10 protein-coding genes are annotated in these 14,163 nt (G+C 62.3%); 7 read left to right on the top strand and 3 right to left on the bottom strand.

The window, feature by feature from the left end; translation table 11 throughout:
* Positions 1–57 precede the first annotated feature (57 nt).
* The 3 genes from ACOVQ0_RS11655 to ACOVQ0_RS11645 form a co-directional block, all read right to left on the bottom strand.
* Positions 58–762, bottom strand: a complete 705-nt coding sequence (locus tag ACOVQ0_RS11655; protein WP_421884587.1) for an N-acetylmuramoyl-L-alanine amidase — start codon at positions 760–762, stop codon at positions 58–60.
* 15 nt (positions 763–777) lie between these two features.
* Complete coding sequence (locus tag ACOVQ0_RS11650; protein ID WP_421884584.1) at positions 778–1,419, bottom strand: histidine phosphotransferase family protein; 642 nt, start codon at positions 1,417–1,419, stop codon at positions 778–780.
* Between the two features lie 154 nt (positions 1,420–1,573).
* Positions 1,574–1,972, bottom strand: a complete 399-nt coding sequence (locus tag ACOVQ0_RS11645) for a Mov34/MPN/PAD-1 family protein (RefSeq protein WP_421884581.1) — start codon at positions 1,970–1,972, stop codon at positions 1,574–1,576.
* Between the two features lie 147 nt (positions 1,973–2,119).
* Here ACOVQ0_RS11645 and ACOVQ0_RS11640 point away from each other — a divergent pair, with 147 nt between their 5' ends.
* The 7 genes from ACOVQ0_RS11640 to ACOVQ0_RS11610 form a co-directional block, all read left to right on the top strand.
* Positions 2,120–2,386: a type II toxin-antitoxin system ParD family antitoxin gene (locus tag ACOVQ0_RS11640; RefSeq protein ID WP_421884578.1), complete on the top strand. Its 267-nt coding sequence runs from the start codon at positions 2,120–2,122 to the stop codon at positions 2,384–2,386.
* Positions 2,386–2,703 (top strand): type II toxin-antitoxin system RelE/ParE family toxin, encoded by a 318-nt coding sequence (locus ACOVQ0_RS11635; protein ID WP_421884575.1) that lies wholly within the window; start codon positions 2,386–2,388, stop codon positions 2,701–2,703. The genes ACOVQ0_RS11640 and ACOVQ0_RS11635 overlap by 1 nt, the downstream gene beginning before the upstream one ends.
* Before the next feature lie 93 nt (positions 2,704–2,796).
* Positions 2,797–3,255, top strand: a complete 459-nt coding sequence (locus ACOVQ0_RS11630) for a hypothetical protein (RefSeq protein ID WP_421884572.1) — start codon at positions 2,797–2,799, stop codon at positions 3,253–3,255.
* 24 nt (positions 3,256–3,279) lie between these two features.
* Positions 3,280–4,257, top strand: a complete 978-nt coding sequence (locus ACOVQ0_RS11625) for an RluA family pseudouridine synthase (protein ID WP_421884569.1) — start codon at positions 3,280–3,282, stop codon at positions 4,255–4,257.
* A 113-nt stretch (positions 4,258–4,370) separates the two neighbouring features.
* Positions 4,371–5,270 (top strand): RNA polymerase sigma factor RpoH, encoded by a 900-nt coding sequence (gene rpoH, locus ACOVQ0_RS11620; protein WP_421884566.1) that lies wholly within the window; start codon positions 4,371–4,373, stop codon positions 5,268–5,270.
* Between the two features lie 348 nt (positions 5,271–5,618).
* Entirely contained in the window at positions 5,619–7,352 is a 1,734-nt protein-coding gene (locus ACOVQ0_RS11615; RefSeq protein WP_421884564.1) for a ShlB/FhaC/HecB family hemolysin secretion/activation protein, read from the top strand.
* A 20-nt stretch (positions 7,353–7,372) separates the two neighbouring features.
* Positions 7,373–14,163: filamentous hemagglutinin N-terminal domain-containing protein (locus ACOVQ0_RS11610; protein ID WP_421884562.1), on the top strand; the 6,791-nt coding region annotated here is incomplete at its 3' end.

Genomic DNA, 14,163 nt, shown 5'->3' with positions numbered 1-14,163 from the left:
CCCGGACTTTCCTCGGGATCTTGCGATCACGCGGCTGCCCGGCCCCCTGGCGAGCGGTCACCTAGCATGTCCCAGATCGCGTTCCAACAGGAGTTCGAACAGCAATGCGCCGATCTGTCCGTCAACCTCGCCATCGATCCGCTGCGGTCGCCAGCGTCGCTGGAACGCGCGGACGGCGGCTTTCTGATCCGAGATGTCATAGCCGAAGCGTTCAAGCGCGAGGTAGAAGGCGGCTTCATTGTCATAGAGCAGCCTCATCGACAGCCTGGGCGTGGGCAGGCAGAGGCGGTGGCGGGCGACGAGTTCCCAAGGGAACAGTTCGCCGGGATCTTCCTTGCGGGCAGGCGCAATGTCGGAATGGCCGACGACGTTGGCGCGGGGCACGTTATGGCGCTTCACGATGTCGGCCAGCAGCGGCAGCAGCGCTTCGATCTGGGCGTCAGGAAAGGGGCGGTAGCCAAACTCGTGGCCCGGATTGACCAGTTCGATGCCGACGCTGGCCGAGTTTACATCAGTGATGCCGCGCCATGATCCCCGGCCTGCGTGCCATGCCCGCTTGTCTTCGTCGACCAAGCCGGTAACCGTCCCGTCCTCATCGATCATGTAATGCGCCGAAACTTCCGCCGCCGGATCGCACAACCGGTCAAGCGCGGCCTGCGCGGTTTCCATGCCGGTGTAGTGCAGTACCACCATGTTCACCGGCAGCTTGCGCTCGTTCCAGTTGGGCGAGGGCACTTCGCGGTGGACGAGCCAGCGGCGCATCTTCAGCCTTGCTCCTCAGGCGACCGGCAGCACCGCGCCAAGGACGAGGCTTTCCGCCGTGACATGTACCTGCACCGCGCCGTTCACGGAAGCGGCGAGCTGGTGGACCATCGCGGCAGGGGCCGTGCGGCTGGACAGTTCGGCAGAGGGCAGCGTGCCTTCCAAAGCCTGACCGATCGCCGGATCGAAGGCCACGCGCTGCCCGGCAGCACGCACGACGATCTCGGCCACGCCGTCCCTGACCTCAGCCCCGATATCGAGCGTGCCGCCGCGCACCAGTGCATCAAGGCCGATGAGCGCGAGGTTGAGCAGCGTTTTCACTGCAGGCTTGGCAAGGCTGTCCACGCCGAACATCCAGTTTACCGCGACACGCCCGTTGTTGCCAACCAGCGCATCGACCAAAGCGCGCGCCTCGCTCACGGGCACCTGTTCGCCAAAGCCGCCTGCCGCACCGAAGGCGAGGCGGAAGAACTTGAGCTTGTCGGCAGAGGTCCTGGCGCTCTGTTCCAGCAGTTCCATGCAGCGCTTGCGCATTTCGGGGTCCTTCTCGTCCGCGAGAAGTTCCAGACCGTTGGACAGCGCGCCAACGGGGCTGAGCAGATCGTGGCAGAGGCGCGAGCAGAGCAGGCTGGCAAGGTCGAGAGCAGATGCGGACATGTTCAGGTTTCGCGCCTTTTTCCTGAAGGGGTTTACACAGTTTACACTGTTCAGAGAAACTTTGCCGAGGCCCGTTTGTGCCCACGCCGGACGACCGCCAAAGCGGTTTCGGTGCAGGCAGGAGGCGGCTTGGTTCTCATCGGTCTACCCTGCCTTAGCCCTCCACGACGCGGTAGGAAAGCGGTTCGAACCCATCTGCCCCATCGCGCCAACACGTAATCGCATCATTCGCCACAATCGCCCATACGCGACCGTCGCGTGCGGCGCTGGTTTGGTCGGTGGCGGAAGGGCGTGCGAGGCCGTTGGGGTGCGAGTGAAAATAGCCGATGACCTGCGGCCCGGAGCCATCGCGAGCAGCGCGGTGCGTGGCGACAAGGGCTGCGGGATCGATCTCGAAATGGCGGGTGGGATCAGCGGCGACGTTGGCGGTGGGGGCAGCGGTTCGGATATGGGCGGCGGTGCCAAGGAGTATGCCACAGGCTTCGTATGGTGCGGCGCGGTGCGCGGCGGAGAGCATGGCGGCGTGGGCGGAGCGGCTTAGAGTGGGCACCATGTTGCTGATGTGGCGATATGGAGAGGGGCTGGCAAGGTTGGCATGAGTTTTCGAATCGAGAGGATGTGCTTGCATATGCCGTAATAACGAACTTTGCTATTTTCTGTTATTCTCCGTAGATGCACCGCCAACCGCAGGAACGTTGCCATGAATGTGAGTCTGACACCTGAACTCGAATCGCTGATCCACCGTAAGGTCGGCAATGGGCGTTACACATCCGCCAGCGAGGTAGTGCGAGAGGCCCTGCGGCTGATGGAAGAGCGCGATCAGGTGCAAGAATTGTACAAGGCTTCCATGCGCGAAAAAATCGCAGCCGGTATGGCCTCGTTGCGCGCTGGGAAAGGCAGCGACGGCGAAGCATTTATGGTTGGGCTGGACGCTGATCTGGCAGCAATCGAGAGTCGCGAGGAATAGTGGCTGGCCGTTATGTGCTATCGCCCGAGGCTGAGCGGGACATTGCGCAAATCCGCAATTTTTATCTTGAAGAAGCCGGAGCGCGGGTTGCGCGCCACGTGGTTGGTCAAATCGCAAAGGCGATGCAATTTTTGGCGACATCGCCGGGTGCCGGGCACCGCCGCTATGACCTGACCAATGAAAATGTGCGGTTCTGGCCGGTCTTGTCTTATCTCATTGTCTACGATCCGGGGATGCAGCCTATTGGCATTGCGCGCGTACTGCACGCGGCGCGTGATCTTGAAACGCTTCTGCACAGGTCTTCGCCTAAAATATGAAGACGGGATGCTTTGCTTGCGAGAGCGATTCGCCCAAACTATGTGGAGGATGGAAATAATTTTCTAGGGTCTTTGTTGGTGACTACAGACGAGATGCGTGAACTGCTCGCGTTGCATATTCAGTTGCTAGAGAAGTCTGTCGCTTGCGGGGAATCTCTGCAAGAGTTACGTGCAAATACCAGTATTATTGGAGAATATAGCGCAACTTTGTTGCTTGGTGGAGAGCGCGCAGCGGCCATAAATCAGCGTGGATGGGATGTTCTCGGAGCAGATGGCCTCCGCTATGCGGTAAAGACCTATACCTCGCAGACGCGCACAATGAAATTTAAGGCCAGCACGCTTGGTTTAGCTGACAAGGCGCTAATTTATCGTCTTTCCGTGATCGATGGAAAGATTCAATTGACGCAAATGGGTATGCCGACCGTCGAAGGGAGCAGGCAAAGTCCCATGCGGCGGGATAGCGGTTCAAACTACTACTTTTATCCATTGCCGAAAATAGACTTCCGCTATCTGCCCGATGATCCCGGCAGTGCATCCTGCCTTGCCCTCTGACTGCCCTCTCCCCATATCCCGTAGATGGGGGCTGACGAGACGATCATTTCCGGGGCGATTGGTGCGGGCGGGCAGCGGCTCGACAAGGTGCTGGCCGATGCTTCGGGCCTTTCACGCGAGCGCGTTAAGGCGCTGCTGGGAGAGGGGCGCATCAGCCTGTCCGGCAAGGTGATGACGCAAGCATCGTTCAAGTCTGTTGAGGGCACCGCCTTTGAAATCCGTGTGCCGGAAGCCGCGCCTGCCGAGGCGGTCGCGCAGGATATTCCGCTGATTGTGGTCTATGAGGACGATGCGCTGATCGTGGTGGACAAGCCTGCCGGGCTGGTGGTGCATCCGGCGGCGGGGAATGCGGACGGGACTTTGGTCAATGCGTTGCTGCACCATTGCCGGGGGCAGCTTTCGGGCATTGGTGGGGTAGCGCGGCCGGGGATCGTGCACCGGATCGACAAGGATACGTCGGGACTGCTGGTCGTGGCCAAGACCGATGTGGCGCATGAGGGGCTGGCGAAGCAGTTTGCCGATCATTCGATCGTGCGCGCCTACAAGTGTGTGACTGCCGGGCTGCCGGTGCCGGTGGCAGGCACGGTGCGCGGGGCGATTGCGCGATCAAGCCATGATCGCAAGAAGATGGCCTTGGTGGAAGAAGGCCGGGGAAAGCACGCGGTTACGCATTACAGGACGCTGGCTGCGCTTGAAGGGGCGGCGCTGGTGGAGTGTCGGCTGGAGACGGGGAGAACCCACCAGGTGCGCGTTCACCTTGCGTCAATCGGCCATCCGCTATTGGGTGATCCGGTCTATGGACGCACACCTTCAAAGCTTCGACCGCTGGTCCAGCGGCTGGGATTTCAACGTCAGGCGCTGCACGCGGCGGAACTGGGGTTCATCCATCCCGTCAGCGATGAACGCCTTCACTTCACCAGTTCGACGCCCGTCGATATGCGGGAACTCATCGTCGAATTGTGCGCTGAAGGTCAGGATGCAAAGATCATGGCGATGGTGTAAAGACAGCCCAACGGAGTCGGTCATTCGAAGGCTCTGCAATGTGTGGTCCCGCCGCCGGTCGCCCATCAGGGGGCCGTCATCTGGGAACCGACGCGACGAAAGGACATGTTCAGGTGAGTGAGGAAAGAAAAGCTGTGACCGTCCCCGCTCTGGGTGGCGAGGCCAGCCTCAACCGCTATCTATCGGAAATCCGCAAGTTCCCCGTGCTGACGGCTGAGCAGGAATATATGCTCGCCAAGCGTTTTCAGGAACATCAGGACCCCGAAGCTGCTGCCCAACTGGTGACGAGCCATCTGCGACTCGTGGCGAAGATCGCTATGGGCTATCGCGGATATGGCCTGCCGGTGAGCGAGCTGATCTCTGAAGGCAACATCGGCCTGATGCAGGGCGTGAAGAAGTTTGAGCCGGACCGTGGCTTCCGTCTGGCCACTTATGCCATGTGGTGGATCAAGGCATCGATGCAGGAGTTCATCCTGCGGTCGTGGAGCCTTGTGAAGATGGGCACGACGGCGGCGCAGAAGAAGCTGTTCTTCAATCTGCGTCGGATGAAAAAGAACCTTGAGGCTTTCGAGGATTCGGACCTGCATCCTGACGATGTGCGCAAGATCGCGACCGATCTGGGCGTGCCCGAACAGGAAGTGGTCAACATGAACCGGCGCATGATGATGGGGGGCGATGCTTCGCTCAACGTCTCCATGCGCGAGGATGGCGAAGGTTCGTGGCAGGATTGGCTGACCGACGATCGCCCGCTGCAGGACGAGACGGTAGCCGAAGCCGAAGAGGCAAGCTATCGGCACGAACTGCTGGTGGAGGCAATGGACAGCCTGAACGAGCGTGAGCGCCACATCCTGACCGATCGCCGCCTGATTGACGATCCCAAGACGCTGGAAGAACTTTCACAGGTCTACAATGTCAGCCGTGAGCGCGTGCGCCAGATCGAGGTGCGTGCATTCGAAAAACTGCAGAAGGCGATCCAGCGGATCGCAGTGGAGCGCAGGCTTCTGCCAGCCTGATTCTGTTGCAGTGTTATGCTGCAAGAACGGTCCATACCGGAGCAAATATGATGGCCGGGCGAAAGCTCGGCCATCGTTGTTTTTACCATGTTTTGCGCGCCGGGGTATTACATCCTTGGTGTGGTGGCGCACATTTTCCGTCATTTTCGGGTGCTAGACCTGTTGTTGAAAGCAGCGCCAAAAGGTGTGCTTTGATGTCCTGTCCCGGAACAGTTAACGTGCGTTGACTCCATTCCGGTGCTGAGGCAGGTAACGGACAGAACAGAAACGATTTCGGGTCGCTGAAGAAAGTTTGCAACGGGGGGCATCATCGTGCCTGCCCGCATCTGCTTTCCAGGGGGCACGGAATTGAAGAAGCCATTGTTCGCCACGATTGCTGGCGTCGCTGCCATCGGTATCTCCGCCAGTGCCGCGCAGGCACAGCAAGCGGTTCAGACAAGGGATCAGCTTGATCTCCCGGTGGCCAAGCCGGACACCCCCCAGGCCAGCGCGCGCGTGCGATCCAATGGGATTGAGGCTGGGCCATGCCCGCTTGCGACCAGCGATATCCGCACCACCATCAGCAGTGTAGAGATCACGGCCCCCGGCGGAGCGGCGCTTCCCGGTGAAATCATGCAGTTGCTGGGTGGGATCGCCCCGGCTGCGGGCGAACAACCGATCCGTCAGGTCTGCGATCTGCGTGACGAAGTGCAGGCTCGTCTGCGCGCCGCGCGCTATGTCGCCAGTGTGCAGGTGCCGCAGCAGCGCATCGATTCGGGTGTTCTGAAGCTTGAAGTCGTATCCGGGCGCATCGTTGAAATGCGTGTGCGCGGCGATGTCGGCCCTTACGAGGCGCTCTTGCAGCGCCGGATCGAGCGGCTGAAAGAACTCGATCCGCTGAACGAGGCCGAAGCCGAGCGTATCCTGCTGCTGGCGAACGACATTCCCGGCCTTTCGGTGGAACTGGCGCTCAGCCCGGCAAGCGGGCGGCCTGGTGACCTTATCGGTGAACTGTCGGTTTCGTTCCGTTCGTTCTCGCTGCTGGCCAACCTGCAGAACTACAACGCTGATTTCCTCGGCCGTGAAACCGGACTGCTTCATGCCGAGTTCTATGGCCTGACGGGGCAGGGCGATATCACCACGCTGACCGGGCAGAGCACCTTCGATTTCAAGGAGCAGCGCATCGCCGCGCTGCGCCATGCGATGATCCTGAACAATGCGGGCACCACGATGGAACTGCGCGGCACTGTTGCCGAGGCGCGCCCGGATCTGCTCTCGCTCGATCAGCGCACGGTTTCGCTTGTCGCGGGGCTGGGCTTCTCGCACCCGCTTCTGCGCACGGTGACCGACCGCGCGAAGTTGACTGGCGGCTTTGAATATTCGCAGCAGCGTTCGCGTTTCTATCAGGCTGGCGGCGCTTCCAGCCCGCTGACGCGCGACCGGATTTCAGCGCTCTATCTGCGGCTTGAAGGCTCGACCGCCAAGCTGGACGTTACGGGCGAGCAGCTTGCCGGGCTTTCCGGGTCGCTTGAACTGCGGCGGGGCATCGATGTGTTCGGCGCTTCACGGCAGGGTGATATCGTGGACCTTTACGGCACGTCGCGCAGCGATGGCAGCTCGCTGGCTACGGTCGTGCGCGGCAGCGTGGAAGGCTTCTACAAGCTGGGGCCGGTGTTCGAACTGGCCGGCAAGGTCAATGGTCAGTGGGCGAACCGCGCGCTGCTGAACTACGATACTTACGCGATCGGCAACTTTACCATCGGTCGCGGTTACGATCCGGGTGCCAATACCGGTGACCGCGCGATCGGTTTCGTGATCGAGCCGCGCCTGAATTTCACGCTCGATCAGAAGGTTAAGGGGCAGGTCTACGGTTTTTACGAAGGCGTGAAGCTGTGGAACATCGGCCCGAACGCGACCGAGAAGGAGCGTTTCATCGCCTCGGTTGGTGGCGGTGCCCGCCTTTCGCTGTCGCAGGTGATCCGGCTTGATGTGACTTACACCCATGCGCTCGACAAGCCTCTGCTGACCGGGGCTTTTGCCAAGCGGCCGGAAGACCGGGTGCTCGTGTCGCTGACCTTCCAGTTCGTTCCGTTCAGCCTGTGACAGTCCGGGGAGTACAATCGATGAACAACGCCATCAACGGCAAGCGTCGTGCCCTCCGCCTCGGCACTGGCATCGCGACTTGCGTTTCGTCCATTTTCCTCGCGCACACAGCGTGCGGGCAATCGTTGCCGGAACTCGCCAATGCGGGTGGGGCCGCTGTAAGCACAGCTGGCAATACGCTAACGGTTGACGCGCTCGCCGCCAATCGGGTGATCAACTGGAACACATTCTCGGTCGACGCCGGGAATACGGTGAACTTCGTTTCGACGGCGGCATCGGTCACCGATACGACGCCTGTCACCGTGGTGAACCGTGTGATCGGGGTGAACGATGCTGGAACGCAGAGGTTCTTTCCGTCCTACATCAACGGCGCGATCAATTCGTCGAATGGCGGCAACAACAACATCTCGGTCTGGCTGATCAACCCATCGGGCATCACTTTCGGGCCGACCGGGGCGTTCAGCGGCGGCAGCCTTGTCGTCTCATCGCTCGATTTCATCGCGCCTGAAACCGGCAGCGATGCGTTCAGCGGCACATCGGTGCGCCTGCAGCGCAAGACATTTGGCGCGGGCGAAGCGCTGGGCGTGAAGAACGATATCAACAACAGCCCGCTGACCGCGATGGAAATCAAGCTGGTGCCCGGCGCTGGCACGATCGCCACGCAGGGATCGCTTGTCCTGCTGGGCGAGCAGATCACCATCGGCAAGGACGTCAACGCCAACGGCGAAGTCCTGATCGTGGCCGCCAGCGACGTGAGCTTTACGCCGACGACCGGCAGCCCGATCAGCTTCAACATCCTGGCCGGCACCGAAATGGGCGGGGTTCAGGTGCTGGGCACTGGCGAAGTCGATGGCCGCAACATCGTGGTTGCCGCATCGAACGCAACCAATGCGCTCAAGACGCTGCTTCAGGTCGATACCGGTGGCCGGTTGACCGCAACGGCGGACAATGGCGGCGTTACGCTGACCACCTCTTCCGACGCCATCAATGTGGGTGACACGGTTGCTGCGGCCGACATCGATAGCCAGGGCCTGATTTCGACGACGGGCCTCAACGGCGGTGTGACCGTGCGGTCCAATGCCAGCGCCACCACCGCGCGCATCAGTGCCACGGGCGATGTGCTGGTGCGGTCGGGCGCGGGCGCTTCCGATGCCGTCAGCCTTGGCACGGTGCAGACCGATGGCGCTATCGACGTTGCGGCTACCGGTGATCTGACGCTGGGGCTGGCCGGGACCGAGACGATTCTGGCGGGCGGAGTGATCGATCTGGAATCGACCGGCGGCGCGATCAATTCGACGGCGACCGACCTGACGATCCGTTCAAACCGCGCAGATGCAGGCAGCGGCGCGCTGACCATCGATGCGGTTACAGATATCGATCTTGGCAATGCCACGCTGGCCGGTGGGGCGACCCGTACGGCAGCGGTTACCGTAAGGTCAGACACGGGCGCGATCGAAATCGACGCGGCCAGTGCTTCCAAGTTCACCGGAACGGCAGCCACGACATTCACGGCAAACGGCACGATCACAGGCGGCAACGCAACTGCCGCTGCGGGCAATGCTGTGCAGATCACGGCGGCCAACGGCATCACGCTGACGACCGCACGTGCTTTGGGCGCCGATCAGGACCTGCGGCTTACTACCGATGGCCCGGTGGTGGCAGATGTGCTCTCGGCAGATCGCACGGTCGTGATTGGCAGCACCGGTGCGCCGGTTTCCAGCCTGACGGTGAACACCTCGATCACCGCAACGACGGGCAATATCAACGCATTTGCCGATACGATGGACATTGCTGCGGCGACCGCCGGGGGCAATGTAACCCTGCGGTCCGATGGTGATATCGCCGTGACGGGCAAGGTTGAAGCGGGCGATACCTTGCTGGCAAAGGGCATCACCACCGATTATGCCACCTCGTTCAGTGCGGGCACGGCGCAGGCGAATACCGGATCGGCCACCATCATGGCCGATGCTATCGATATCGGCGCGCTTCGGACCGGCACGACCGGCACGGTTCAGGGCAAGACCAGCATTGCGCTGGGTTCGGCGCTTGTCGGGGGTAACCTGACTGTTGAAACCGATCTGGACAATGCCGCAGGTGACATCACGCTGGGTACGGCGGGCGCAAGCAGCATCGTTGCCGATGGCCGGATCACGATCAATTCCACTTTCGGCGCGGTGGGTCGCGCTGCCGGATCGACCGGACTGACGCTTTGGTCCAATGCCGATGACAGCGGCGCAGATGCCCTTTCGGTCACGGCGAATAACGCAGTAGCGCTGGGCAATGCACGGCTTGATGGCGGTACGGTTCCATCTGCAGCGGTAACGGTTCGGTCAACCACCGATGACGTTGAGATCGGCACCGCCAACGCAACGCGGTTCACCGGCACGGCGCTGGCTGGAACCTTCACATCGACCGGCACGATCACTGGCGACAATTCCGCAGCCGGTGCAGGCAATGCCATCCTCATCGATGCAGCCAACATTGTGCTCGCCACGGCGCGGACGCAGGGCGCCGATCAGGATATCCGCCTGACCACGACGGGCGCGGTCGATGCCACCGCGATCACGGCTTCGCGCAATATCGTGATTTCCAGCCTTGGCAGCCCGGCAAGCCGCATCGGTTCGTCGACGCTGAAGCCGATCCTCACCGCCAATACCGGGTCCATCAGTGCGTTTGCAGGCGCGATGACGCTGGACAAAGCCACGGCAGCAACATCGATTTTGCTGCGATCCGATGGTGCCATCAGTGCAGATGGCAAGATCGAGGCGGGCACCAACCTGACGGTTTCCGGCGTGACCGGCACCCATGCCGGTGCCTTCACTGCGACAACCGCCGAGGCGACGGCAGGCGCGGTAAGCGTGAGTGCGAGCGCGATCGATCTGGGCACGGCGATTTCCGGCACCAGCACCACGCTGGATGCGCTGGTCGCGGGCGGCACGATCAGCATCGGCAAGGTCGATGCGGGCACGAACTATACCGCAACAGCGACCGGTGACATCACGATGGGCCGCGTGGGTGCGAAGACCCAGACGGCAGGTGGTGCGGTTCTGATCGACAGCGCTACCGGATCGATCAGCGAAGGAACGACCGGCGTTTCGCTGACGTCGAATGATGACGACTCTGGGGCCGAAACACTGACACTGGATGCGGGCAATGCCATTGCTCTGGGCAATGCGGTTCTGCGCGGCGGTGCAACGCAGACGTCCGATGTTTCGCTGACCTCGGTCAACGGCACGACGATTGACGAGGCCTTTGCAGCGAACTTCGGCAGCACTGCGGGGGGGGCGTTCACGGCTGATCTGGTCGATGCCAATGGCAACGCCACGATCACGGCGGGTTCGGTTGCGGCCAAGGTGGTCGATGCCACTGGCGATATCACCGTGACGAGCGCGGGTGCGGTTCAGGCGAACACGTTGACGGCGGGCGGCAACGTCACCGTCAAGGGTGTCGGCGTAGGTCATGCAGCCTCGCTCGCGGCGATTGGCGGCATAACGGGTGCGGGGATCACGGCTACGGCAGGCGCGATCAGCGTGAAGGCGGGGGCGATCAACGTCGCTTCAGCTACCTCTGGCACCAGCACCACGCTGGATGCGCTGGTCGCGGGCGGCACGATTGCGGTCGGCAATGTCGATGCGGGCACGAATTATACGGCAACAGCGACCGGTGACATCACGCTGGGCCGCGTGGGGGCGAAGACCCAGACGGCTGGTGGTGCAGTCCTTATCGACAGCGCTACCGGATCGATCAGCGAAGGAACGACCGGCCTTGCGCTGACGTCGAATGACGATGATGCGGGTGCCGAAACGCTGACGCTGGATGCGGGCAATGCCATTGCGTTGGGCAATGCGGTGTTGCGCGGCGGCGCAACGCAGACGTCCGATATTTCGCTGACCTCGGTCAACGGCACGACGATTGACGAGGCCTTTGCAGCGAACTTCGGCAGCACTGCGGGGGGGGCGTTCACGGCTGATCTGGTCGATGCCAATGGCAACGCCACGATCACGGCGGGTTCGGTTGCGGCCAAGGTGGTCGATGCCACTGGCGATATCACCGTGACGAGCGCGGGTGCGGTTCAGGCGAACACGTTGACGGCGGGCGGCAACGTCACCGTCAAGGGTGTCGGCGCAGGTCATGCTGCATCGCTCGCGGCGATTGGCGGCACGACTGGCGCGGCGATCACGGCCACGGCAGGCGCGATCAGCGTGAAGGCGGGTGCGATCAACGTCGCTTCGGCCAATTCGGGCACCAGCACCACGCTGGATGCCACGGTTGCCGGAGGCACGATTGCGGTCGGCAATGTCGATGCGGGAACCAGCTACTCCGCAACCGCCACGGGTGGTATCACGCTTGGGCAAGGAAGCCGCAAGACGCAGACCGCAGGCGGTGCGGTTACCATCACCAGCACCACCGGTTCGATTACTGAAGGTGTGACGGGCGTTTCGCTGACGTCGAACGATGACGATGCAGGTACGGAAGCGCTGACGCTGAGCGCCGGAAACGCCATTGCGTTGGGTGGCGCGGTGCTGCGCGGCGGTACTACGCAAACGTCTGATATTGCGCTGACATCGACCAATGGCACGGCCATTGATGAAGCCTTTGCAGCGAACTTCGGCAGCACGGCAGGTGGTGCGTTCACGGCTGATCTGGTCGATGCCAATGGCAACGCCACGATCACGGCGGGTTCGGTTGCGGCCAAGGTGGTCGATGCCACTGGCGATATCACCGTGACGAGCGCGGGTGCGGTTCAGGCGAACACGTTGACGGCGGGCGGGAACGTCACCGTCAAGGGCGTGGGCGCAGGACATGCAGCATCGCTCGCGGCGATTGGCGGCACCACGGGTACGGCGATCACGGCCACAGCAGGCGCGATCAGCGTTAAGGCGGGGGCGATCAACGTCGCATCGGCAACTTCTGGCACCAGCACCACGCTGGATGCCGCTGTTACGGGCGGTACGATTGCGGTCGGCAATGTGGATGCGGGTACGGATTATACCGCAACCGCCACGGGCGACATCACGCTGGGGCAGGGTAACCGCAAGACGCAGACGGCAGGCGGTGAGGTGAACATCACCAGCACGGCAGGTTCGATCAGTGAAGGCGCAACGGGCCTTGCGCTGACCTCGAACGATGACGACGCTGGGGCCGAAACGCTGACGCTGGATGCGGGCAATGCCATTGCTCTGGGCAATGCGGTTCTGCGTGGCGGCGCAACGCAGACGTCCGATATTTCGCTGACTTCGGTCAACGGCACTACGATTGACGAGGCCTTTGCAGCGAACTTCGGCAGCACGGCAGGTGGTGCGTTCACGGCTGATCTGGTCGACGCCAATGGCAACGCCACGATCACGGCGGGTTCGGTTGCTGCCAAGGTGGTCGATGCTACTGGCGACATCACCGTGACCAGCGCGGGTGCGGTTCAGACGAACACGTTGACGGCGGGCGGGAACGTCACCGTCAAGGGTGTCGGCGCAGGTCATGCTGCATCGCTCGCGGCGATTGGCGGCACGACTGGCGCGGCCATTACGGCCACGGCAGGTGCGATCAGCGTGAAGGCGGGGGCGATCAACGTCGCCTCGGCTACCTCGGGCACCAGCACCACGCTGGATGCCGCTGTTGCAGGAGGCACGATTGCGGTGGGCAATGTCGATGCAGGCACCAGCTACTCCGCGTTGGCCGATGGCAACATCCAACTGGGGCGCGTGGGCGCGAAGACACAGACGGCGGGTGGCGCTGTTCTGGTCGACAGCGCGAACGGCTCGATCAGCGAAGGCACGACGGGCCTTACGCTGACCGCCAACGATGATGGCACTGGCGCGGAAACGCTTGTGCTTGATGCGGGCGGTGCGATTGCGCTCGGCAATTCGGTACTGTCTGGCGGGACAAACAAGCAGTCCGCTGTTTCGACCACTTCAGGCGCGGATACCACGCTCGGCACGGTCAACTCGGCAGCCTTCACGGCCAATGCTGGCACGACCTTCACAGCGCGCAAGGCGATCACCGCGGCCGGAAATGTTGCGATCACGGCTGGGGGGGCGGTCGCACTGGATACGGTGGCCGCAGAAGGTACTGGTCATGATATTACGATCACCACGCCGGGCGCTGTCACAGCGGTTTCGCTGGTCGCGGCGCGTGATGTAACCGTTGGGGGCACGGGCGGCGGCAATGCCGCATCGTTCACCGCACCTACCGTTACTGCAACCGCGGGGGCGATTTCGGTGAAGGCTGGCGCAACCGATATCGAGGCAGCTGTTTCGGGCACCGACACGACCGTTTCGGGCACTACCGCGAAGCTCGGCACGGTTTCCGCCGGTGGTGACTACACCGTCAACACGACCGGCGATATCACGCTGGGCAAGGCTGGCCTGCTGACGCAGCAAGCCAAGGGTGCGGTGAGCCTGACCTCTTCGTCGGGCAAGATCCAGCAAGGCACCAATGGCCTGGTTCTGACCGGCAACAGCGATGACAGCCTGGGCGAAGCGGTATCGCTCAGCGCCGCCGAGATTGCGCTGGGCGGGGCGACGGTGAATGGCGGTGCGACCAAGCAGTCGCTGGTAACGCTGGAAACGACCGGTGCGACCACAGTGGGCAAGGTCAACGCTTCGGCGCTTGCTGCTACAGCAGGCACGACCTTCACCGCTACTGGCCTGATCGAGACGGCCAACAACGCAGCCATAACGGCAGGTGGAGCGGTCACGCTCGACACGGTGCGGGCGCTGGGCACCGGCAGCCTCATCACCATTTCCACGCCGGGGGCTATTTCGGCGGGGACATTGGCTGCGGGACAGGATGTCCGGGTCGGCGGTGCGATGGA

It is taken from the genome of Novosphingobium sp., from assembly GCF_049240505.1.
GTDB lineage: Bacteria > Pseudomonadota > Alphaproteobacteria > Sphingomonadales > Sphingomonadaceae > Novosphingobium.
The sequence above is the reverse complement of the archived record's forward strand: the minus strand, read 5'-3'. Positions and strand labels throughout refer to the sequence as shown.

What these genes read in the sequence shown, in the direction of transcription:
- ACOVQ0_RS11655 (WP_421884587.1), bottom strand. Translation starts at nt 762, where the DNA reads ATGCGCCGCTGGCTCGTCCACCGCGAAGTGCCCTCGCCCAACTGGAAC.
- ACOVQ0_RS11650 (WP_421884584.1), bottom strand. Translation starts at nt 1,419, where the DNA reads ATGTCCGCATCTGCTCTCGACCTTGCCAGCCTGCTCTGCTCGCGCCTC.
- ACOVQ0_RS11645 (WP_421884581.1), bottom strand. Translation starts at nt 1,972, where the DNA reads ATGGTGCCCACTCTAAGCCGCTCCGCCCACGCCGCCATGCTCTCCGCC.
- ACOVQ0_RS11640 (WP_421884578.1), top strand. Translation starts at nt 2,120, where the DNA reads ATGAATGTGAGTCTGACACCTGAACTCGAATCGCTGATCCACCGTAAG.
- ACOVQ0_RS11630 (WP_421884572.1), top strand. Translation starts at nt 2,797, where the DNA reads ATGCGTGAACTGCTCGCGTTGCATATTCAGTTGCTAGAGAAGTCTGTC.
- ACOVQ0_RS11625 (WP_421884569.1), top strand. Translation starts at nt 3,280, where the DNA reads ATGGGGGCTGACGAGACGATCATTTCCGGGGCGATTGGTGCGGGCGGG.